The organism is Actinospica sp. (assembly GCF_035552695.1).
In the GTDB taxonomy this organism is placed as follows: Bacteria; Actinomycetota; Actinomycetes; order Streptomycetales; family Catenulisporaceae; genus Actinospica.
The window spans coordinates 1-21,622 of record NZ_DASZKT010000247.1; the positions used below are offsets into that span (position 1 = coordinate 1).

General features: G+C 71.2%; 19 protein-coding genes. 8 read left to right on the forward strand and 11 right to left on the reverse strand.

The window, feature by feature from the left end:
• The coding region (groEL, locus tag VG296_RS27610) for a chaperonin GroEL (protein WP_325570771.1) at nucleotides 1–1,101 on the forward strand (1,101 nt) is incomplete at its 5' end.
• Nucleotides 1,102–1,177: 76 nt separating this feature from the next.
• Here groEL and ptsP read toward each other — a convergent pair.
• The 4 genes from ptsP to VG296_RS27630 all read right to left on the reverse strand — a co-directional run bounded on the left by ptsP (nucleotide 1,178) and on the right by VG296_RS27630 (nucleotide 3,874).
• Nucleotides 1,178–2,800 carry a phosphoenolpyruvate--protein phosphotransferase gene (gene ptsP, locus VG296_RS27615; RefSeq protein WP_325570773.1) on the reverse strand — a complete coding sequence of 541 codons (1,623 nt, stop codon included), beginning with the start codon at nucleotides 2,798–2,800 and terminating at the stop codon, nucleotides 1,178–1,180.
• A gap of 8 nt (nucleotides 2,801–2,808) precedes the next feature.
• Nucleotides 2,809–3,072: an HPr family phosphocarrier protein gene (locus tag VG296_RS27620; protein WP_325570775.1), complete on the reverse strand. Its 264-nt coding sequence runs from the start codon at nucleotides 3,070–3,072 to the stop codon at nucleotides 2,809–2,811.
• A 68-nt stretch (nucleotides 3,073–3,140) separates the two neighbouring features.
• The gene (locus VG296_RS27625; RefSeq protein ID WP_325570777.1) at nucleotides 3,141–3,611 is read right to left on the reverse strand and encodes a PTS glucose transporter subunit IIA; all 471 of its coding nucleotides are present in this window, start codon (nucleotides 3,609–3,611) and stop codon (nucleotides 3,141–3,143) included.
• A gap of 32 nt (nucleotides 3,612–3,643) precedes the next feature.
• Nucleotides 3,644–3,874: a PTS glucose/sucrose transporter subunit IIB gene (locus VG296_RS27630; RefSeq protein ID WP_325570779.1), complete on the reverse strand. Its 231-nt coding sequence runs from the start codon at nucleotides 3,872–3,874 to the stop codon at nucleotides 3,644–3,646.
• A gap of 184 nt (nucleotides 3,875–4,058) precedes the next feature.
• Here VG296_RS27630 and VG296_RS27635 point away from each other — a divergent pair, with 184 nt between their 5' ends.
• The gene (locus tag VG296_RS27635) at nucleotides 4,059–4,835 is read left to right on the forward strand and encodes a GntR family transcriptional regulator (protein WP_325570781.1); all 777 of its coding nucleotides are present in this window, start codon (nucleotides 4,059–4,061) and stop codon (nucleotides 4,833–4,835) included.
• Nucleotides 4,832–6,241 carry a PTS transporter subunit EIIC gene (locus tag VG296_RS27640; protein ID WP_325570783.1) on the forward strand — a complete coding sequence of 470 codons (1,410 nt, stop codon included), beginning with the start codon at nucleotides 4,832–4,834 and terminating at the stop codon, nucleotides 6,239–6,241. Before VG296_RS27635 ends, VG296_RS27640 begins: the two co-directional genes overlap by 4 nt.
• Here VG296_RS27640 and VG296_RS27645 read toward each other — a convergent pair.
• Together VG296_RS27645 and VG296_RS27650 are read right to left on the reverse strand one after the other, a co-directional pair.
• Complete coding sequence (locus tag VG296_RS27645) at nucleotides 6,192–6,956, reverse strand: TetR/AcrR family transcriptional regulator (protein WP_325570785.1); 765 nt, start codon at nucleotides 6,954–6,956, stop codon at nucleotides 6,192–6,194. The genes VG296_RS27640 and VG296_RS27645 overlap by 50 nt on opposite strands.
• 270 nt (nucleotides 6,957–7,226) lie before the next feature.
• On the reverse strand, nucleotides 7,227–10,541 hold the full coding sequence (locus VG296_RS27650; RefSeq protein ID WP_325570787.1) for a glucodextranase DOMON-like domain-containing protein: 3,315 nt from the start codon (nucleotides 10,539–10,541) through the stop codon (nucleotides 7,227–7,229).
• A gap of 389 nt (nucleotides 10,542–10,930) precedes the next feature.
• Between VG296_RS27650 and VG296_RS27655 the strand changes: the two genes are divergently transcribed.
• Complete coding sequence (locus VG296_RS27655; protein WP_325570789.1) at nucleotides 10,931–13,081, forward strand: HelD family protein; 2,151 nt, start codon at nucleotides 10,931–10,933, stop codon at nucleotides 13,079–13,081.
• A gap of 55 nt (nucleotides 13,082–13,136) precedes the next feature.
• On the opposite strand, the gene VG296_RS27660 is transcribed toward VG296_RS27655, so the two are convergent.
• Nucleotides 13,137–13,838: a copper homeostasis protein CutC gene (locus tag VG296_RS27660; RefSeq protein WP_325570791.1), complete on the reverse strand. Its 702-nt coding sequence runs from the start codon at nucleotides 13,836–13,838 to the stop codon at nucleotides 13,137–13,139.
• A 295-nt stretch (nucleotides 13,839–14,133) separates the two neighbouring features.
• On the opposite strand from VG296_RS27660, the gene VG296_RS27665 reads away from it, so the two are divergent.
• Both VG296_RS27665 and VG296_RS33040 read left to right on the forward strand, forming a co-directional pair.
• On the forward strand, nucleotides 14,134–15,030 hold the full coding sequence (locus VG296_RS27665; RefSeq protein WP_325570793.1) for a hypothetical protein: 897 nt from the start codon (nucleotides 14,134–14,136) through the stop codon (nucleotides 15,028–15,030).
• A gap of 208 nt (nucleotides 15,031–15,238) precedes the next feature.
• The gene (locus VG296_RS33040; RefSeq protein WP_349259716.1) at nucleotides 15,239–15,622 is read left to right on the forward strand and encodes a cold-shock protein; all 384 of its coding nucleotides are present in this window, start codon (nucleotides 15,239–15,241) and stop codon (nucleotides 15,620–15,622) included.
• Between the two features lie 41 nt (nucleotides 15,623–15,663).
• Here the strand turns inward: VG296_RS33040 and VG296_RS27675 are convergent, their stop codons facing one another.
• From VG296_RS27675 to VG296_RS27685, 3 genes are all read right to left on the reverse strand, one after another.
• Nucleotides 15,664–16,449, reverse strand: a complete 786-nt coding sequence (locus VG296_RS27675) for a 1,4-dihydroxy-6-naphthoate synthase (RefSeq protein ID WP_349259717.1) — start codon at nucleotides 16,447–16,449, stop codon at nucleotides 15,664–15,666.
• A 49-nt stretch (nucleotides 16,450–16,498) separates the two neighbouring features.
• Entirely contained in the window at nucleotides 16,499–17,125 is a 627-nt protein-coding gene (locus tag VG296_RS27680; protein ID WP_325570797.1) for a futalosine hydrolase, read from the reverse strand.
• 88 nt (nucleotides 17,126–17,213) lie between these two features.
• Nucleotides 17,214–18,761 (reverse strand): MFS transporter, encoded by a 1,548-nt coding sequence (locus VG296_RS27685; protein WP_325570799.1) that lies wholly within the window; start codon nucleotides 18,759–18,761, stop codon nucleotides 17,214–17,216.
• Between the two features lie 122 nt (nucleotides 18,762–18,883).
• Between VG296_RS27685 and VG296_RS27690 the strand changes: the two genes are divergently transcribed.
• Complete coding sequence (locus tag VG296_RS27690; protein ID WP_325570801.1) at nucleotides 18,884–19,699, forward strand: DUF3027 domain-containing protein; 816 nt, start codon at nucleotides 18,884–18,886, stop codon at nucleotides 19,697–19,699.
• 55 nt (nucleotides 19,700–19,754) lie between these two features.
• Here VG296_RS27690 and VG296_RS27695 read toward each other — a convergent pair whose 3' ends face one another.
• The gene (locus tag VG296_RS27695) at nucleotides 19,755–20,081 is read right to left on the reverse strand and encodes a DUF2530 domain-containing protein (RefSeq protein WP_325570803.1); all 327 of its coding nucleotides are present in this window, start codon (nucleotides 20,079–20,081) and stop codon (nucleotides 19,755–19,757) included.
• A 28-nt stretch (nucleotides 20,082–20,109) separates the two neighbouring features.
• Here VG296_RS27695 and VG296_RS27700 point away from each other — a divergent pair, with 28 nt between their 5' ends.
• Nucleotides 20,110–21,519, forward strand: a complete 1,410-nt coding sequence (locus tag VG296_RS27700; RefSeq protein ID WP_325570805.1) for an NCS2 family permease — start codon at nucleotides 20,110–20,112, stop codon at nucleotides 21,517–21,519.
• Nucleotides 21,520–21,622: the final 103 nt, after the last annotated feature.

A 21,622-nucleotide genomic window follows, 5' to 3' on the forward strand; every position in this document is an offset into this window, starting at 1 on the left:
GAGGAGTCCAACACCTTCGGCCTCGAGCTCGAGCTCACCGAGGGCATGCGCTTCGACAAGGGCTACATCAACTTCTACTTCGCCACCGACATGGAGCGGCAGGAGGCGGTCCTCGAGGACCCGTACATCCTGATCGCCAACCAGAAGATCGGCAACGTCAAGGACCTGCTGCCGATCCTGGAGAAGGTCATGCAGTCGGGCAAGCCGCTGCTGATCATCGCCGAGGACGTCGAGGGCGAGGCGCTGGCCACGCTGGTGGTCAACAAGATCCGCGGCACCTTCAAGTCCGTCGCCGTCAAGGCCCCGGGCTTCGGCGACCGCCGCAAGGCCATGCTGGGCGACATCGCGATCCTGGCCGGCGGCCAGGTCATCACCGAGGAGGTCGGCCTCAAGCTCGAGTCGACCGGCCTCGACCTGCTCGGCCGCGCCCGCAAGGTCGTCGTCACCAAGGACGAGACGACCATCGTGGACGGCGCCGGCGACGCGGACGCGATCGAGGGCCGCAAGGCCCAGATCCGTGCCGAGATCGAGAAGTCGGACTCGGACTACGACCGGGAGAAGCTGCAGGAGCGCCTGGCGAAGCTGGCCGGCGGCGTGGCCGTCATCAAGGCCGGCGCGGCCACCGAGGTGGAGCTCAAGGAGCGCAAGCACCGCATCGAGGACGCCGTGCGCAACGCGAAGGCGGCCGTCGAGGAGGGCATCGTCGCCGGTGGCGGCGTGGCCCTGCTGCAGGCGGCGACCAAGGCCTTCGAGAAGCTCGACCTGGCGGGCGACGAGGCGACCGGTGCGAACATCGTGCGCCTGGCCGTCGAGGCCCCGCTGAAGCAGATCGCCATCAACGCCGGCCTCGAGGGCGGCGTCGTGGTGGAGAAGGTCCGCAACCTGGAGCCCGGTTTCGGCCTCAACGCCGCCACCGGCGAGTACGTGGACATGCTGGCCGCGGGCATCCCGGACCCGGCCAAGGTGACCCGCTCCGCGCTGCAGAACGCCGCGTCCATCGCGGCGCTGTTCCTGACCACCGAGGCGGTCATCGCCGACAAGCCGGAGAAGGCCTCGGCCGCCCCGGCCGGCGGCATGCCCGGCGGGGACATGGACTTCTAAGAGTTCTTAGAAGCCGAGTACGCAGCGAGCCCCACCCCGCCTCGGCGGGGTGGGGCTCGTTCTCATGTCCGCCGCCTCAGGTCCGCCGCAGCGCGGCGCGGACCTCGCTGAGCGCCGCCGGGGCCATCGAGAGCGAGGTGACGCCGAGCCGGATCAGCTCGGCCGCCAGCCGCGGGTCGCCGGCCGCCTCGCCGCACACGCCGACCGGCTTGCCGAGTTCGGCGCCCGCGTACGCGGTCATCGCGATCAGCTTGAGCACGGCCGGATGCCCGGAGTCCTGCAGGCCGCCGAGCGCGCCCACCAGACGGTCCGCGGCCATCGTGTACTGAGTCAGGTCGTTCGTGCCGATGGACGCGAAGTCCACCTCGGCGAGCACCTCGCGGGCGCAGAGCGCGGCCGCGGGCACCTCGATCATCACGCCCACCTTGGCGATGCCGGCCGCGCGCGCCTTGGCCGCGAACCAGCGCGCCTCCGCGGCGTCCGCGATCATCGGCGCCATCACCCACAGGTCGACGCCGGTCCCCTCGGCCGCGACGGCCAGCGCGGTGAGCTGCGTGTCGAGCAGCCGCTCGTGCACCGTCTCGCGGAAGGCCCGGATGCCGCGCACGCCGAGGGACGGGTTCGGCTCCTCGCCGAGCGGCAGGAAGGGCAGCGGCTTGTCGGCGCCCACGTCCAGCGTGCGCGCGATCACGGTCCGGCCGTCGAAGCCCTCGAACACCGCCCGATACGCCGTCAGCTGATCCTCGTAGGACGGCGGCTCGAGCGCGCCGAGATAGAGCACCTCGGTGCGGAACAGGCCGACGCCCTCGGCCCCGGCGGCGAGCGCGTCGGCCACGTCGCCCGCGCCCCCGATGTTCGCCAGGAGTTTCACTTCGCGGCCGTCCGGGGTGCGGATCGGGGCGGTGTCGGCCGCCGCGCGGGCCGCCGCCTCCCGCCGCGCCGCCTCGCGTTCCCGGGCGCGCTCGACGAACTCCTCGGTCGGCGCCACGTAGACCGCGCCGTCCGCCGCGTCCACCAGCAGCAACTCGTCCTCGGTCAGGTCCAGCACCCCGGCCACGCCCACCACGGCCGGAATGCCGCGGGCACGCGCCAGGATCGCGGTGTGGCTGGTCGGGCCGCCCTGCTCGGTGACCAGCGCCAGCACCTTCTGCAGGTCGAGCAGCGCGGTGTCGGCCGGCGCCAGATCCCGCGCCACCAGTACGAAGGGCTCGTCGCGCACCGGAACTCCGGGCATCGGACGCCCGGCGGCCGCGGCGACGGCGCGTGCGGCGAGGTCGTCGAGATCCGCGACACGCGCGGCCAGGTACTCCCCGGCCTCGGCCAGCGTCGCCCGGAACAGGCCGAAGGCCTCGAACACGGCCCGGCCGGCGGACACGCCCGCCGCGGTGCGGTCGGTCACCGCCTCGGCCAGCGAGGGATCCTCGGCCATCATGACCTGGGCCTCGAGGACCTCGGCGGTCTCGCCGCCGGCCAGCTCGGCACGGCGGCCGAGCTCGGCGGCCACCAGGCGCAGGGCGCCGAGCGCCCGCTCGGTCTCCTCGGCGGGCGGCCCGGAAGGCGGCGAATCGGGCTCCGGCGGCGGCTCGGGCACGCCCATCAACGCGACCGGGCCGGCCACACTCGCGCCCCCGACACCAACTCCGTGCAGCGTGCGAACGGCCCCGTCGCCGTCCCCCGCCGCGCTCCGCGCCGTGTTCAAGCCTCAGCTCACCCTTCCAGGTCCTCCGTCAGCAGCTCGGCCAGCCGCTCGAGCACGTCCTCGGCTCCGTCGCCCTCGGCCTCGAGCACCACGTCCTCGCCGCCGCGCACGTCCAGCCCTAGCACGGCCAGGATGGAGCGGGCGCTGACCGGCTCCTTGCCCTCCTTGGCGATGGTGACGGGCAGCGTCGCGGCGCTGGCGGCCTTGACGAAAACTGCGGCGGGTCGAGCGTGCAGCCCCACCCGGGAGGCTACGGTCACGGTGCGCTGCATGCTAAGTCTTCTCCTCGGTCGGGTCCTCGTGCGGCGCCTATTCTCGCGCTTCCGCGACCCCACCAGTATCAGGCCCAGGTGAACAGCCGGTCACCAGCACACACGGCGCCGAGCGCCACCGAGCCCGCCAGCGCCGCGGCGGCCGCGCGGTCGGCGTCCAGCGCGATCACCGGGCACACCGGGCTCAGGCCCGCGGCCTCCACCGCGGCCGGATTCCAGCGGATCACCGGCGCGCCGGCCGGGACCACGCCGCCCTCCTCAGCCAACAGCACGAAGCCGCCGCCGTCCAGGTTCACCGTGTCGATCCCCAGGTGCACCAGCACCCCGCGGCCGTCCTCTGTGGTGACCACGAAGGCGTGCGGCTTGAGTTTGACGAGGATGCCGGAGACGGGGCTGACCACGAGGCCGGGCGCCCGTACCGGGTCGATCGCGGCGCCGGGGCCGACCATGTGCTGCGCGAAGACGGCGTCCGGCACCTCGGCCAGGGCGATGGCGCGGCCGGTGACCGGGGCGACCACCGACAGCGGCTCGATGCGCACCGGACGGGCCTCTTCGCGGGCGTTCAGGGTGTTCAGAGCAGATCCTCGATGTCCATGCAGACGGTGTCCGCGTCGGGGCCGACCACCACCTGCACGACCGAGCCGGTGCGCATCACCCCGTGCACGCCGGCCGCCTTCAGGGCGGCCTCGTTGACCTTGGCCGCGTCGTGCACCACGGTGCGCAGCCGGGTGATGCAGGGCTCGATCTCCATGATGTTGTCCGCCCCGCCGAGGGCGGCGAGGATCGCCTGCGCCTTGTCCATGGCTGCCTTCCTAACGGTCTCCGGCCGGACCGCTTCCCGCCACTCCGGCGGTCGGCTTGTCCCGGCCTGTGCAGTTGCGCTTGGATTTAACCGCAGCAGACCGTCTTGACAACAGTCGACCACAGGTGGTCTAGTCCGGTCCATAACAGTAGGGCGTGACCCAGTTCACAGCAAGTGAGGGCAGATGGAGATCAATCCGCGTAGCCCGGTGCCCAAGCACCAGCAGCTGCGGGAAATCCTGCTGGAGCTGATCGCCACCGAGCTGGAGCCGGACGCCCCGATCCAGTCGGAGCGCGAGCTCGGCGAGAGCTACGGCCTTTCCCGGATGACGGTCCGCCAGGCGGTGAACCAGCTGGTCGCGGACGGCAAGCTGTACCGGGTGCGCGGGCGCGGCACCTTCGTCGCCCAGCCCAAGATGGACCTGCAGATCCGGCTCGCCTCATTCACCGAGGACATGAACCGGCGCGGCATGGTCCCGGCCTCGCGCACCCTGGCCTTCGAGCGGATCGAGGCCACGCCGGCGCTGGCCCGGCAGTTGGAGCTGCAGCCGGGCGACGGCGTGATCCGGCTGGTACGGCTGCGTTACGCGGATTCAATCCCGATGGCCGTCGAGCGCTGCTACCTTCCGGAGCACCGGGTCCCCGGGATACTCGCGCTCGGCTCGCCGAAGTCGCTCTACCGCTTGCTCGCCGAGCACTACGGTCTCCCGCTGACCTGGGGTGAGCAGGTGATCGAGGCGGGCAATCCGGACACTGACGAGGCGGCGCTGCTGGAGATCCCGGCCACCGGTGTCGTACTGCAGATGACGCGGCGTAGCTACTGCGACGACGTGCTCGTAGAGTATGCGTACTCCGCCTACCGGGCCGACCGGTACCAGCTGTGGGTGCCCCTGGAGCGCCCGGCGCAGCCGATCGTCAACCCGCGGGCGGCCGCCGTCAACCCCATCGAGGCGCCTAGATGACAGCTTCCACCGCGGACGGCCTCCCGCCGCGCGCACGGACGATGGGCCCGGCGAGCCGGATCCTGGCCGTGTTGCAGCGGATCGGCCGTTCCGTGATGCTGCCCATCGCGGTGATGCCCGCGGCGGGCGTGCTGCTGCGGCTCGGCTCCGACGACATCCTCGGCGAGCGCGGCACCGGAGCGAAGGCGGTAGGGGAGCACGGGCTTTATCTGGCGAGTCTGACCGGCTGGCACTGGCTGGTCTACGTCCAGCAGGTGTGCGCGGCCGCGGGCAACGGCATCTACAACTTCCTGCCGCTGCTGTTCGCGATCGGCGTCGCGGTCGGGTTCGCGAAGAAGGCGGACGGCACGGTGGCGCTGGCCGCGGCCGTCGGCTACCTGGTCTACAACGAGGTGACGGCGGCGGTCTTCGCGATGCCGATCACCCGGAGCCAGCAGTGGGCGACCGCGTGGTACGGCACCACGACCGTCGGCGGCAGGACGACGCTCAACACCACGGACACGATCAACAAGAACCCGACCTACGTGCTCGGGGGCATCCTGGTCGGGATCCTGGCGGCCCTGCTGTACCAGCGGTTCCACCGCATCAAGCTGCCGACGTATCTGGCGTTCTTCGGCGGGCGACGGTTCGTGCCGATCGTCACCGCGTTCGCCGCCACGCTGCTCGGTGTCGTGATGGGCCTGATCTGGCAGTGGCCGGGCGCGGTCATCACGTGGCTGGGCAAGCAGGCGGCGGCGCACGCGAGTCTCGGCGCGGGCGTGTACGGGGTCGTGGACCGGCTGCTGCTGCCCTTCGGCCTGCACCACATCCCGAACAACCTCGTGTGGACCTCCGCGGTCGGCGGGACGTGCACCGAGAACGGCGTCACCTACAACGGGGACCAGGCCTGCTTCTTCCACGGGGACCCGAACTCCGGGATGTTCATGACCGGCTTCTTCCCGATCATGATGTTCGCGCTGCCCGCCGCCGCGCTCGCGATCACCCGCTGCGCCCGGCCGGAGAAGCGCAAGGCGATCGGCGGCATCATGCTCTCGGCCGCGCTCTGCTCGTTCCTGACCGGGGTGACCGAGCCGATCGAGTTCGCGTTCCTGTTCGTCGCGCCGGCCCTCTTCGGCATCCACGCCCTGCTCACCGGCGTCTCGATGGCCCTGTGCAACGCGCTGGGCATCCACGACGGATTCTCGTTCTCGGCGGGGCTGTTCGACTACGTCTTCAACTTCGACATCGCGACCAGGCCGCTGCTGATCATCCCGATCGGCCTCGGCTTCGCAGCGGTCTACTACGCGCTGTTCACGTTCGCGATCAAGCGGTTCAACCTCATGACGCCGGGCCGCGAGCCGGACGAGGAGGGCGCGGCTAGTCCCGCCCAGGAAGCGGCCGCGGCGAGTCCCGATCCGGTTCGCTGAGGTCCTGCCCGGTTTCCGGTTCGCCGACCTCTGGCTCGCTGATCAGGAATTCGCGCAGCAGCCCGTCCGCCTCGCGCACCAGCGGCCGAACCATCTTGTACTTGCTGAGCCGCACCACCCGCGCGACGGTGCCCGCCGTGCGTACCGCGAGCCGCCTGGTGCGTTCGGCGTGCGGCGTCTTGTCGTGCGCCCAGTAGAGCACGATCCCCAGATGGTGCAGCCAGAGCAGTTCGGGCACGAGGCGCCCGATCTCCGCGTCGTGGCGCAGACTCGAGCCGTCGAGCACCAGCCGGTGCAGGTCGATCACCATGTCCCTGGCCGGCTTGGACTCGGCGGAGAACGGGCTGAGCGGACTGGAGGGATCCGCGGCGTTCTTGAAGAACGCGGCGGCGAACGCGTGGTACGGCTCGGCGACGTCCAGCCAGGTGCTGAGCACGATCCGGATCCGCTCGCCGAGGTCCGTCACCCCGTGCAGCGCCTCGACCGCCGCCGCGCGGTGCTCCGCGGCCAGCCGGTCGTAGAAGCCCTGGACGAGGTGTTCCTTGGAGGCGAAGTAGTAGTAGGCGTTGCCGACGGAGACCCCGGCGCGCTGGGCGATCGCCCGCATCGTGGTCCCGTCGTAGCCGTGCTCGCGGAACAGCCCGAGCGCCGTCTCCAGGATCAGAGTCCTGGTCTGCTCGCTCTTGGGCGTCCCGGCCCGGATCGCTTCCCGCATCCGCTCCACCGTACGTCGCCGGCAGCTCTCCGGTGCGGACCGACTCCCCTCCTCGTCGTCGATCCGCGACCGGGTCGCAGCCTCTTGCCGGTGCCGTGGGCGGATCCGGCACCGAAGTGAACCGTAGCGAGGTCCACCGACAGTGCCGCGTGCCCGCGGCCGTACCCTTCCCGCTCTCCTTCGGGAAGGGTTGAACGCGTTCGAAAACCCGCTCGGCGCGTGACTCTAGCGAAGTTCTCGAACGCGTTCAAACCCTGAGTTCCGTGGGCCTCAGGGCACGGTCACACCCTCCAAGACGACCGGACCGACGGTTGGGTTGAGCTCAATTTCCTGGGAGACGCCGGGCGGGGTGACCGTGTCCATGACCTTGGGCACGGTGTCCGCGTTCAGCGAGCAGATCGCGGCGGAATCGCCGCCGGCGCACACGCCGAAGCTGTACGCGCCCGCGGTGGACGTGAAGGCGCGCGCCTGGTCAGAACTGAAGCCGTCCTGGCCGGTGAGCGCGATGGTGAAGGTCCAGCCGGATGTCGGCGTGCCGAACTCGGATTCGGGCAGGGCGACGGTGATCGTGTTCGTCAGGGTGGAGGCGACGACGGCCGTCGGGGTGCCGACGGGAGCCCCGCCGGGGTTCTTCCAGACGGGCGAGGCGAAGCCCTGCACCTCGATCAGTTGGCTCCACGCGTCGGCCGGGGCGATGGCGTAGTTCCGGCTGGCGTACGCGGCAGCGGTCGAGGTGCTCGTCGCCGCCGGGTCGTGCACGTAGTAGTCCAGCAGCTGCGCACCCATCGTGGCGCCGAAGGTCGGCGTCAGCTTGGCCAGTGTGAGGCGCAGGTAGACCTCGCTGTTCGCGGTGATCACCTGGAAGCGGTTGATGTCGAAGGAACCCGCGACGAAGTCCGACGCCGTCGGGTACTGGTACGTGCCGGGCCCGTCGTGCGTGCCGGTGTGCGTCACGTCGAGGACGGTCGTTCCGCCGACCACGTCACCGACCACCTGCGTCTGCGCGAAGCCGGTGGACGTCCCCGACGTGGCGGCGGCGCTGATCACGTTGGTGCCGAAGCCGATCGAGACCGTCGCGGAGAAGGCGCCGCTCGCATCCGCCGTGGTGCTCACGGTCGTCGCGGCGGCCGCCGTGTCCGTGTCCTGGGCCTCGACGGAGACGGCCGCGCCGGGGGTCGTCGTGCCGCTCACGGTGGTCGTGCCGCCCTCGATCGTGCTGCCGGACGTCGGCGAGGTGAGCGTGACGGTCGCGGCGCCGGGGGCCGGGTGGGCGACGTAGCGGTCCGTCGTGATCCGCGGCGTGTCCACGGTCCGTCCGGCGCCGAGGTCCACGATCAGCCGGAGTTCCTGCGACTGCGCCCAGGTGAGCGGCGAAGCGGAACCGGCGGCCTGGCCGTCGACGAAGCCGATGCTCGCGGACGTCGGGTCCGAGCCGTACGGCGACGCGGCGAGATTCGGGTCCTCCCACACCTGCTCGGGCACCAGGCCTTCGCCGGAGGCCGACCCGATCATGAAGGCCAGCAAGGATTTCGCGGTCGACGGGTCGTCCCCGGCGATCGCGGATTCGGCGCGCTCGCCGGACAGGACGGGCCAGAGGTGCCCGGTCCCGGTGTCCGTGGTCGGCCACGGCTGGCCGTTCACCGTGCACGAGGTCTGGCTGTTCACCGTCGAACAGTCGCCGTAGCCGTCCGCGCTGCCGAGGCTCGCGCCGTCGCCATAGCGGTAGTAGCCGGAGCCGGAGGGCGTGCTGACCGAGATCGTCTTGTCCAGCACGGAAAGCGAGTTCTGGAAGGTGGTGTCCGTCGGCGACAGCTCGCCGAGCCGGACGAGCTCCTGGAAGCCGCCGTCGATCACGCCGCGCTGGTCCACGCTCGGGGCGCCGTTCGAGAGCGAGTAGCTGATCGCCGCGTTCGGGTCGCCGGTCTTGGACAGCCGGACGAAGTACGGCTCAGGGCTCTGCGAGCCGGTCGTGGTGACGGTCCAGTTCTTGATGTTGCGCTGGAAGTCGTCGGCAGTGGCCTGGTACAGGTTCGCAGCGGCGCCGTCGCCGTGCATGCGCGCGATGGCCGACGCGGCCGTCAGCCCGGCGATCTCGGCCGCGATCGTCGAGGGCGAATACCCGGACTGCTCCTCCCAGCGCTCCACGCCGAACGACGGGCCGTGCGAGACCAGCCAATCGGCGGCAGGCCTGATGTGGTCCGTCCACAGCGCCGAGTCGCCGCCGAGGCCGGCCTCGTACGCCATCAGGATCGGGTACGCGGTCTCGTCCAACTGGTCGCCGCCGGTGTCGGGCGCGGCCTTGCCGTTGACGAGCGAGTTCCGGGGAATCTCGCCGGTGGACAGCTGCTGCTTGTCGAGCAGGAACTGCGTCGCCGCTCTGGCCGTCGAGACGTCGCCGTCCGCGAGCAGGCCGGTGAACGCCTCGTACAGGTCGCGGCCGAAGACCTCGCGGTACGAGCCGAAGTAGACGGCCTTGCCGCCGACGTACGTTCCGGCGTTCACGGCCTGGCCCCAGGGCGAGGCCAGCGAGGCGACGATCGCGCCCGAATAGGTCTTGTCCTCGCTCGCCTTGAGCACGTTGGCGTCGAGGTAGTAGGTCCGCGCGTACTGTGCGGGCGGCGGCTTCAAGCTGCCGTCATACGCGTGCCAGGTCGCCTCGTACTGCTGCTGCGTGGCCACGAACGGCACGTGCAGCGAGGCCTTCGCGCCCGCCACGGCCTGTGCCTGAGTGCGGCCGAATCCGAGGGCGAGCGTGAAATCGGTGCCGTGGTCGACGGCTTCCGTCGCGACGATGTGCCCGTCGTCGGCCTCAGAGTACTGAGTCAGCGTGTGGGTGGAGTCGAGCTGGTCGAGTCCATCGCTCGCCGTGCCCGCGTAGCCCACGCTTGCCGTGCCGGCGGACGTCGAGGTCAGCGCCATGTACGTCGGCACCGCGTAGTCCCGGTTCACGGCCTCGGTCGACGTCAGGGTGCTGTAGACGACCGGGACGCCCGAAGAGTCGATCACGCCGGTGTTGCCGCCCGCGTTCGCATCGCCGCCACCGCCGTCGCCGTTCGCGTGCGCGTCGAGGCGCGCGTACACGTGCAGCCTGGCCAGGTTCGTGTGCGTGCCCGACAGCGAGGACAGCGTCGTGTGCATCAGGACCGTGTCACGTCGCGGATCGGTGACGTAGGTGGTGGTCAGCGCGTAGCCGTGTGCCTGATCCTTCGAGACCACCGTGCAGGCCATGCCGCTGGGATCGGCCGCGACCGTGTAGGTCATGTCGCGGGTCTGCAGGTCGGTGAAGGTCGAGCCGTCGGTGACCGCGTATTGCAGAGTGCTGACGTTGGTGTTGTCCACGGTCGGCTCGTAGACGTCGGACAGCACGCCGTCCGCGACCGTGTACCAGACCTTTGACGTCGTGTTCTCGGCCGTGCCCAGGCAGTCCTTGCGGGCCAGGTCGTAGTAGGACGCCGCGCCCGGACCGCCGGCAGCGGCAGCGGAGGCGGAGGAGTCAGTGGAGGCGGCGTGCGCGGCGGAGGTGCCGGTGGCCAGGGCCAAAGCGCAGGTGAGAGCAAGGGTGAGCGATGATCGGGTTCGCGTCATCGAGGACCTCATCGTCGACAGGCGGAGGCACCCGTCCGCCGGCGACGGACAGGCGGGCACCCGATGCCGTGCACATCCTGATTCCTTCTCGGTACCGCCGGACACGCGCGGCCGGGCCGCAACTCCCTCACACGGCGCCGCACCGCCGCTCCGGAAGTCCTGACCCCCGCCTGTACAACCGCGCGCGTCCGGCGGAGACACCGGGCGCGTGGTGAGCAGCGTGGCGGTGAATCGACATTCTGTCAAGAACCCTGGTAAGGTGCTCGTCTCCATTTCACGCGGCACACCCCGCCGCATCGTGCATGTACGGACTGTCGGGAGACGCCGGACCTCTGCCTCCGGAATACACAATCTGATCAGCGAACTCGTGTATCTACGGAGGCTTTGCCATGCCCGAAAACGGGGCACTCACGGACGTCGATCCGCAGGTCGTGGCCGAGCGGGAGCACCTCGACGCGTCCCGCACCGCGCTGCGCGCCATGCGCGAGGACACCCTGTCGATGAAGGCGCAGGGCGGCACGGGCTGGTCCACCGAGGTGCTGAACCTCGCGCTGCAGGCGCGCGCGGCCGCGCTCGTGGACCGGCCGGGTGTACCGCTCTTCTTCGGCCGTCTCGACTACGCCGCCGAGGCGGAATCCGAATTCCACGGCGAGCACTACTACGTCGGCCGCCGCCACGTGCACGACGGGCACGGCGACCCGATGGTGGTGGACTGGCGCGCGCCGGTCTCGCTCGCCTTCTACCGGGCCAGCGGGAAGCAGCCGATGGGGCTCGCGCTGCGCCGGCGCTTCGGCTTCTCCGGCGGCGTGCTCACCGCGATCGAGGACGAGCCCTTCGGCGGTGACGCGGCGATCGAACCGGCCGGCGGTTCGGACATCCTCCGCCAGGAGATCGAGCGGCCGCGCACCGGCCCGATGCGCGACATCGTCGCCACGATCCAGCCGGAGCAGGACGAGATCGTGCGCGCCGACCTGTCCACCAGCATCTGCGTGCAGGGGGCGCCGGGCACCGGGAAGACGGCCGTGGGCCTGCACCGCGTGGCCTTCCTGCTCTACGCGCACCGGGAACGGATCAAGCGCGGCGGCGCCCTGATCGTCGGGCCGAACCGGCAGTTCCTCAAGTACATCGAGCAGGTGCTGCCCGCGCTCGGCGAGATCGACGTCGCCCAGGCCACCGTCGCGGAACTCGTCGACCGGGCACCGGTCCGGGCCGTCGAGGACGGAGCGGCAGCCCGGCTCAAGGGTGACGCGCGGATGGCCGAGGTGCTGGCCAGAGCGGTCTGGTCGCACATCGAGGAACCCGCCGAGGCGCTGCTCGTGGTCCGCGGCTCGCGGCGCTGGCGGGTCCCCGCGTACGAACTGGCCGAGCACATCGAGGCGCTGCGCGGTAGAGACGTGCGCTACGGCGCCGGGCGCACGATGCTCGGCCAGCGGATCGCGCACAGTGTGCTGACACGCATGGAGCAGGCGGGGGAGTCGCCGGACGACCGGGTGCAGAACGCCGTCGCCCGCAGCCAGCCGGTGCGCAAGGCGGTGGATCAGGCGTGGCCCGCGGTAGACCCGGCCAAGCTGCTGCACGCGCTGTTCGGCTCGCCGGAGCGGCTGGCGTCGGCCACTGACGGCCTGCTGACCCCCGAAGAACAGCAGATGCTGCTGTGGCCCAAGCCCCCGCGCTCGGCCGGTGCCGCACGCTGGACGGCGGCCGACGTCGTACTCCTCGACGAACTCGCCGACCTGCTGGAACGCACCGCCTCGCTGGCGCACGTCGTGGTGGACGAGGCGCAGGACCTCTCCGCGATGCAGCTGCGCGCCGTCGCCCGCCGCTGCACGACCGGATCCGTGACAGTGCTCGGAGACATCGCGCAGGCGACGACGCCGTGGGCCACCGGCTCGTGGACCGTCGCGCTGGAGCATCTGGGCAAGACCGATGCGCACATCGAGGAACTGACCCAGGGCTTCCGCGTGCCACGGCAGGTCATCGAGTACGCGGCCCGGCTGCTGCCCTCGATCGCCCCCGAACTCGCGCCGCCGACCTCGGTCCGGCAGCAGGGCGGCGGACTCGAAGTGCGCGCCGTGGCCGACGACGCGGAACTCGCGCGCCGACTGGCCGAAACCGTTCGCGACGCGCTGGACGACGAGGGCTCGATCGGCCTGATCGCGGCCGATGCCGACCTGGACCGGATCGGCAAGCTGCTGGCGAAGGCGGGCATCGCGGCCACCCGGCTCGACGCGGAGGATTCTGAAGGGGAGTCGGCTGGGGAATCGGCGGAGGAAACAGCCGGGGCATCGGCCGGGGTATCAGCTGGGAAATCAGAGGACGCATCCGATGAGGCGGAGGTCAACCGGCTCGTCCTCGTCCCCGCGACGCTCGCCAAGGGTCTCGAGTACGACCAGGTCATCGTCGTGGAGCCGGGCGCGATCGCGGAGGCCGAGCACGACGCGCTGCTCGGACTGCGGCGGCTCTACGTCGTGCTGACCCGAGCCGTCACCCGGCTCACCGTGCTGCACGCCCGTCCGCTGCCCGCGGAACTGGCGGTCTAGGCAGGGTCCGTCGCGCACGGGCGAGGGTGCCGGTACGCGGGACGGGGTCGACGTATCAGCCGTCGATCACGTCCCGCCACTGCGCCACAAGCTCCTCGTCCACGTTCCCGGACCAGTCGGAGCCGCCGCGCACCGCCGAGCCGACGTGGAAGTCGCGCAGACCCGCCGCCTTGAGGGTCGGCACGTCCGCCAACTTCAGGCCGCCGCCGACCAGGATCGCCAGACCCTGCCCGCCGAGCGCCGCCTCGCGCGCCGCCTCCACCCTGAGCACCTCGACGCCCTGCCCGGCCGGGAAGGGCCCGCCCGAGGTGAGCACCGTGTCGATGCCGGGCAGCGGACGGACCGCCGCGTACGCCGCGTCCCGGTCCGCGGCGTGGTCCATCGCCTTGTGGAAGGTGAACGGCAGCCCGTCCCAGACCTCGCGCACCTTCTCCAGCGCGGCCAGGTCCACCGCGCCGCGGGCGTCCAGCCAGCCGAGCACGAACTGGTCCGCTCCCGCCTCGCGCAGCCGGCGCCCCGCCGCGGCGATCTCCGCCGCCCCCTGCGCCCCGCCGATCGAGAAGTCATCCCGCAGCCGCAGCATCACCCGCAGCGGCACGTCCACCGCCGCGCGCACCTGCTCGACCGTCTCCAGCGCCGGGCAGAACCCGGCGAACTCCATCCCGCTGACCAGCTCGATCCGGTCGGCCCCGCCGTCCACCGCGGCCCGCGCGTCCCGCGCGTCCAGGGCGATGACTTCCAGCAATCCGTTCGCCATGAGGCCACCCTCCCATACCACCGCGTACCTGCCGTGCGAAGGGTGACGGACCAGGGACGGGGGCCGTAGACGGTCGGCAACCGCCCGCCAAGTCGTGGCGTGCATGTGCGCGCGCTGGACGGCTCGCGCGCCGGGCGCGCTCCCCTCTTCACACTTGCGCCGGATCACCGCGCGCCGCGCCGGGCATATATAACAGGACTCGGCGATCAGATGAGGGGCGGCGACAGTGCGCAGCGGATACGAGTTCGGCGAGTACGGACGGCTCACGGCGCGGCCTGACCGCGACCCGGAGCATATGCTCTCGGCATTTCTGAGCAAGGTCGCGGACACCGCGGCCCCGCAACTGTCCCCGGCGGCGCGGCACCGGCTGCTGGACACGCTGCGGGCGACGATCGAGCAGGAGCGCACGACGCAGGGCATGGACATCCGGGCGCTGGACCGGATCCTGGCCTCGCTGGGCGATCCGGTGACCATCGTGGACGCGGAGGTGCAGCGCGATCCGGAATCGCAGAAGGCCCTCGAGGCGCGGCTGATCCGGGCCTCGTCGAACAGCCCGGCCGCGGCGAACATGGACGCGGACGTGATCAAGCAGCTCGCCCCGGACGGACAGGTGCACGGGCCGGTGCATCCGGTCGGCCTGCCCGGGTCCGGTCCGGAGATCTGCCTCGACCCCGACCCCTTCGCCTCCGCCTTCGAGTACCGGCCGGAGACCGTCGGCGCGCTCGGCGGCGCCGTTCCCGGCCAGGCCCAGCCGGAGGGCGTCCCGGCGTCGGCCGGGTCCGCCGGGGGCGCGGGCGAGGTGGTGCTCGCCGAGCGGATCCGCACCTTCTGGGACGGGGGGCCGAAGGTGCACCCGGTGGAGACGCTGGCCATCGTGCTGCTGCTGGTCGGCGCGATCATGGGCAACTGGATCGTGCTGCTGGTCGCCGTGCTCGTCGCGTTCGCCTCGCGCTTCTACAGCCCGGCGGAGAAGTGGACGCTCCTGATCGGCGTCCCGGTCGTCAGCTTCCTGCTGTTCACGCTCGGGTTCTGGCTCAACACGCACGGCAAGCCGGGCGGCACGACGGCCAAGCCCACCGACCTGCTCAACGGCGTGGACTCCTTCTTCGGCCCGCTGCCCCGGATGATCGCGCTGCTCGGCGCGGTGTTCCTGGCCTGGCGGCTGGGGCGCGGCGTCATCCGGCGATCCTGACGGCCCGGCCGCGGGGCGGCCGAAGCCGTCGCGGAGCGCGCGGGTGCTCCGAACGGCCCAGTCGTGTCACCGGGAGTCCGCGTCCTCGTGCCGCGCGTGACAAAGCCGCGTGACCACGAGCTCGCGGGCAGCTAGCCTTAACTCGTCAGGGTGAACGCGCGTCAGGCGCGTTGCCCGCGAGCAACGACGAAACGGATGAGGTAGTCCCGTGCCGACCGGCAAGGTGAAGTGGTACAACGCCGAAAAGGGCTTCGGTTTCATCGCCCGGGAGGACGGCGGGGACGTCCACGTCCACTCCTCCGCCCTGCCACCCGGGGTGACCGCGCTCAAGCCCGGTCAGCGCGTGGAGTTCGGCATAGCGGACGGCCGTCGCGGCGAGAGCGCTCTCAACGTGCAGGTGCTCGACGCCAAGCCCTCGGTGGCGGTGGCGCAGCGCAAGCCGGCCGAGGAGCTCGTGGTGATCGTCGAGGACGTGATGAAAGTGCTCGACCATGTCTCCAACACGCTACGCCGGGGCAAATACCCGGATCGTGAGCAAGGACAAAAGGTGGCCAGGCTGCTACGCGCCGTGGCGGATCAACTGGACGTGTGAGCGGGCCCTGACACTCGAGTCTCTTCGAACGCCCTGGCGAACTAAGCGAAGAGTCGCTCGAGTGCCTTGCGCCCGTCCGCGCCGAGGTCTCGGGAGAACTCGTTGCAGTAGAGGTCGATGTGGCTCTGCGCGACGTCCGGGTCCATCTCCTCGGCGAGCGAGAGCACGTACTCGCGCCCGTCGTCGGGGTGCTCGAAGGCGTGCTCGACGGAGGCGCGCAGCGCCGTCGTGACCCGCGCGATCGTCTCGCGGCCGAGCGAGGTGCGGGCGACGATGACGCCGAGCGGGATCGGCGCGCCGGTGGTCTTCTCCCACCAGTCGCCGAGGTCCGTGAGACATTCGAGCCCGAACTTGTGGAAGGTGAAGCGGGCCTCGTGGATGACGAGGCCAGCGCCCACCCGGCCGTCGCGCACGGCGGGCATGATGTCGCGGAACGGCAGCACGACGATCTCTGGTTGCTCGCCGCGTTCGGCGATCCACTGCCGGAACAGCAGGAAGGCCGTGGACTTGAGGCTGGGTACGGCCACGGTCCGGCCCGCGAGCGAGCCGTCGTGGCCTGGCGCGGCGAGTACCAGCGGACCGCAGCCGCGTCCCATCGCGCCGCCGCAGGGCAGCAGTTCGTAGCCGTTCGCCTCGGCTTCCGGCAGCGCCGCCGCCGAGATCTTCATCACGTCGCGGCCCTCGGGCCCGGCCAGCCAACCGTTCGTCAGATCGATGTCCGCGTACGTCAGCTCGACCTCGGGAGCGCCGGGGATCAGGCCGTGCGTCCAGGCGTGGAACAGGAAGGTGTCGTTCGGGCAGGGGGAGTGGGCCAGGGTTAGTGTCACAGCCGGCACGCTTCGATTCCTTCGGCGAGTGTGCGCGACCGCACCGGTCCTAGCACGCTTCGAGTCCTTCCGCGATGGGCAGGGCGGCGGCGGTGAGCGCCTTGAAGGCCAGGCCGAGCTGCCAGGCGGCCCGGTCCCGCTTGCCGACGACGTTCGAGACGGCCCGCACCTCGGCGAACGGCAGGTCCGCGAGCGCCGCCGCGGCGGCCACTCCGTAGCCCTCCATCGCCTCGCCCACGGCCTGCGGATGACGCGCCATCAGCTCGGCCGCGCGCTCATCGGTGCCGGTGGCGGTGTTCACCGTCAGGATGATGCCGACGACCGCGTCGATGCCGGGCACGCGTCCGGCGTCCAGGGTCGAGGTGCCGAATCCGAGTTCATCGACGCTCAGGAACCCGGCCGGGCTGTCCGCGCCGAGGTCCGCGGCGACCACGCGGCGGGCCAGCAGCAGTTCGCCGAGCTCGGCCTTGCCGGGGAACGCGCCGCCGATTCCCATGCTCAGCACGGCCTCGTAGCCGGGATCGAGCGCGAGTGCCCGCGAGGTCGCGGCGGCCGCCTGCGCCGAGCCGACGCCGCCCACGAGCACGGTCACCCCGTGCGGTCGGTCGGCGGGCAGGCCCTGTCGCACGGCGTCCGCCTCGGCCTCGACCGCGGCGACGATGAGGATCCTGTTCATGTTCCCGACGCTACACGGCCGCCGACGATGAGGATCCGGACGGTAATTCGATGCACGTTTCCGACGCTACACCGCGTGCGGTCACTGCTCAGCCCGCGGGCTCGGTCGGCGCCGCGTTCTGCATCGCCCGATAGTCCGACAGCGACTTGCCGGTGAGCAGTGTGACCAGCGACAGCCACAGCGCGCACGTGCTCAGCGCGAGCACCGGGTGGCTGCTCGGCATCACCAGGCCGAGGCCCGCGCCGAGCACCCAGCACAGCTGCATCAGCGTCTCGGACTTGGCGAACGCGGACGTGCGCACGGCCTCGAGCGTGTCGCGCTGGATCATCGCGTCCAGGGAGAGCTTCGCCAGCGAGGGCAGCAGTCCGGCCAGGCCGCAGCAGAGCAGCACCATCGGCAGGTTGTAGTAGAACGCCGTCATCACCGAGATGATCGCGCTCAGCGCGATGCAGCCCGCGACGATGCCCTCCGGTGCCCGCGCCTTGAGCCAGCCGCCGACGAGCGAGCCGAGGCCGCCGCCGACCGCGAGCGCACCGGCCACCAGGCCGATCGCGGTCAGGTTCTTCAGCCCGCCGATCGAGTTGGTGCGCAGCATGAAGGCGAAGTACAGGGCCATGTATCCGGCGAACGCGCGCAGCGCCCCGGTGGCCTTCAGCGCCATCACGACGCTGAGACCGACGGCGCGCAGCCGGTTGTCCGGCATGGCCCGCGCGATCTTCGCCTCGTGCGGGTCGAGACCGCGGTCCTCGCGGCTCAGCTGCGCCTTGAGCTCGCCCTCGTCCGAGTCCACGTGCTTGGGCAGCCGCAGCGCGAGCGCCGTGCCCGCGAAGAAGACCACCGCGGCCAGCAGCAGCGGGAACGCGTTGCTGATCTTGCCGAGGCCGTAGCCGATCGGCGTCGCGGCCAGTGTCGCGAACAGGGTGAACAGGTTGATGCGCGAGTTCGCGCGCACCAGGCTGGTCCCCTGCGGCAACACGCGTGGGATGACCGCCGAGCGACTGACGCCGTACGCCCGGGACGCGGCCAGGATGCCGAACGCCGCCGGGTACACGGCCAGGCTGCCGCTCGCGATCGTCTTCGCGAGCACCAGCGCGAGCAGCGCGCGGATCAGCGCGGTGATCGCCATCGCGAACCGCCGGCCGCCGCGCAGCCGGTCGAGCAGCGGGCCGATCACCGGTGCGAGCAGGACGAACGGCACCATCGTGATCACCAGATAGAGGGCGACCTTGGAACGCGCCTCGTCCGGCTGCAGGCTGAAGAACAGCGAGGACGCCAGCGCGACGGTGACCAGCAGGTCGCCCGTGGCCACGACGGCGTTGAGCTCGATCACGTGCGAAAGGCCGGATTCCCCGGCGCCCTCGGCGCGGGTGATCTTCTGGATCCGGCCGTACACGGCGTCGGCCACGTCGGCGCCGCGGTCGGCGCCGTGCTTCACCGCACCGGCCGTCTGCTGCATCCACGCGGGCGCCCGGCCGGCGGCCTTCGATTCGGCCTTGGGCGCAGCCTTGGCCGCGCCGACGACCTCGGTCTCGTGCAGGTCGGCAGGGTCGCCGAGCAGGGTCTCCTCCAGCGGTGGCCCACCACGGGCCGCCTCCTGAGGATCCACGGCTCGCGTGGCGTCGTCCGCTCCGCCCATGCCTCTACCTTCCCCCTCCACAGAATCCTGCTCAAGTCTCCACCCCGCAAAGGTCGCTTGTCACCACGATGATCCATGGACGGTTGGCGCTGGCGAGGTCCGGAACGACTACCATCGACAACGTGACAACCGCCACGAAGCCCCGCACCAGCCGTCCCGCCGCGCTCGACTCGGCCTGCGCCGAGGCGGTCGAGCTCGCCCTGGCGGCGGCCGAGGACGTGGCGGGCATCGGCAATGTCGGCCGGCACCTGGGCGTACAGCCGGACGGTGAGCGCGTCGCCACCCACCTGTTCGCCGCCAACGAGCGCGGCTACGTCGGCTGGCGCTGGGCCGTCACCGTCACCCGGGCCTCCCGCTCGAAGCTCGTCACGGTGGACGAGACGGTGCTGGTGCCCGGCGACGGCGCGATCATGCCGCCGCGCTGGCTGCCGTGGAGCGAGCGGCTGCAGCCCGGCGACATCGGCGTCGGCGACCTGCTGCCCACCGCCCCGGACGACGTGCGGCTCGAGCCCGGCTACACCGGCGCCGACGAGCCGGAGATGCAGGAGCCGCAGCAGGACGAGGGCTGGGAGCAGCGCGACTCGCTGCCGCTGGTCAGCTTCGAGCTCGGGCTCGGCCGTCCCCGGGTGCTCTCCCGCGAGGGGCGCGAGATCGCCGCGGAGCGCTGGTCGCGGCTGCGCGGGCCCGAGTCAGACATGGCCCAGGCCGCCCCGGCGCGCTGCTCCACCTGCGGATTCCTGGCCCCGCTGGCCGGCGCGTTCCGGCAGGCGCTCGGCGTGTGCGCCAACGAGTTCTCCGCGGCCGACGGCCAGGTCGTCGCGCTCGGCTTCGGCTGCGGCGGGCACTCGGAGGCCGTCGCCGTGCCGGAGCCGCGGGAAATGCCGGAGCCGGTGCTGGACGAGTTCGCGATGGAATCGGCCGAGCTCGGCCACTCCTGAGGCCGTGCCAGCCGGGCCGTGCGCCCTGAACCGGGTCAGTCGCCGTAGGGGCGGGTCAGTCCGTCGCGGGGGCGTCTGAGGGGGCGTCAGCCCGCTTCGCCGCGTCCCGCGCGATCGCCCGGTCCCGCCGCTTGAGGTACCAGTACCCGAGCAGTCCGAGCCCGACGCCGCTGACCGCGACCCACGGCCAGCGGCCGTGCCCGTCGTGCGTCAACGAGCTCTGCATCGGCAGCAGGATCACCGCGGCGACCGCGTAGAGCACCGTGCCGAGCAGCACGATGCGGGCGAGATCCACCTCCATCGGCTCCATCGGCTTCAGCTCGCGGGTACCCCCGTTCGGCGGCTGCTCGATCGGCTTGTCGGACTCAGCGGGAATGGCCACGTCGCCAAGACTAATCCCTGGAGCCGCCATGGCCAGCGCCCTCGATTCCGTCTTCGGGCTGCACGAACGCGGCTCGAGCGTGCTCCGCGAGGTGCGCGGCGGCGTCGCGACGTTCTTCGCGCTGGCGTACATCGTCGTCCTCAATCCACTGATCCTCGGCTCCGGCAAGGACCTGTACGGCCACACGCTCGGCACCGCGCAACTGACCGTTGCCACGGCCGTCGTCGCCGGCGTGATGACGATCCTGATGGGCCTCGGCGGGAATCTGCCGTTGGCCGTCGCCGCCGGGCTCGGGCTCAACGGCGTCGTCGCCTACACGATCGCGCCGACGATGTCCTGGCCGGACGCGATGGGCCTGGTCGTGCTCGAGGGCATCGGCATCTGCCTGCTGGTGGTCACCGGCCTGCGCAAGATGATCATGGATGCGATCCCGATGCCGCTGAAGCGGGCCATCGGCGTCGGCATCGGCCTGTTCATCGCGCTGATCGGTCTGGTCGACGCGGGTTTCGTCACCCGGGTCCCGGACGCCGCGCAGACCGCCGTGCCGGTGCAGCTCGGCGCGAACGGCGAACTGGACGGCTGGCCGGTGCTGATCTTCTGCCTCGGCCTGCTCGGCACCTTCCTGCTGCTGGTGCGCAGGGTGCCGGGCGCGATCCTGATCTCGATCGTCGGCTGCACCGTCGTCGCGGTGATCGTGAACCGCGCCGCGCACCTCACGCGGGCCGACTGGGGCCTGATCCAGCCCAAGGTGCCGCACCACCTTTTCGCCTCCCCCGACTTCCACCTGCTCGGTCGGTTCTCGCTGTTCGGCGGCTTCGTGCACGCGGGGGTCGTGACGGCGGTCGTGTTCATCTTCACGCTGATCCTGTCCGACTTCTTCGACGCCATGGGCACGATCGTCGGCGTCACGGGCGAGGCCGGGCTGCTGACCGCCGAGGGCGAGGTGCCGGGGATCAACCGCGTGCTGTTCATCGACGGCCTGGCCGCGGCGGCGGGCGGCGCGGGCTCCTGCTCCTCGAACACGACGTTCGTCGAGTCGGCGGCGGGCGTCGGCGAGGGCGCGCGGACCGGGCTGGCCAGCGTCGTCACGGGCGGGTTGCTGCTGCTCACGGCCTTCGTGACGCCGCTGACCGGGATCGTGCCGCAGCAGGCCGCCGCCCCCGCGCTGGTCGTCGTCGGCTTCCTGATGATCACTCAGATCCAGCAGATCCCGTGGGACGACTGGTCCATCGCGATCCCGGGCTATCTGGCGATCGCGCTGATGCCGTTCACCTACTCGATCACCGACGGCATCGGCGCCGCGGTGATCGCCTTCGTGGCCATCCGGCTGGTGCTCGGGCGGCTGCGCGAGGTGCACTGGCTCATGGTGCTCGTCGCACTGCTGTTCGTCGCCTATTTCGCGCTCAGCCCGATCGAGCAGTGGCTCGGCGTGCGGTAATACCCGTACTCGGGAATAGAGGGTTTCCCCTTAGCGCTGCTAATGATGTATCCTTCATCATTGTGTGATCTACATCATGACTGCAACGCCTGAGGGGGCCGCC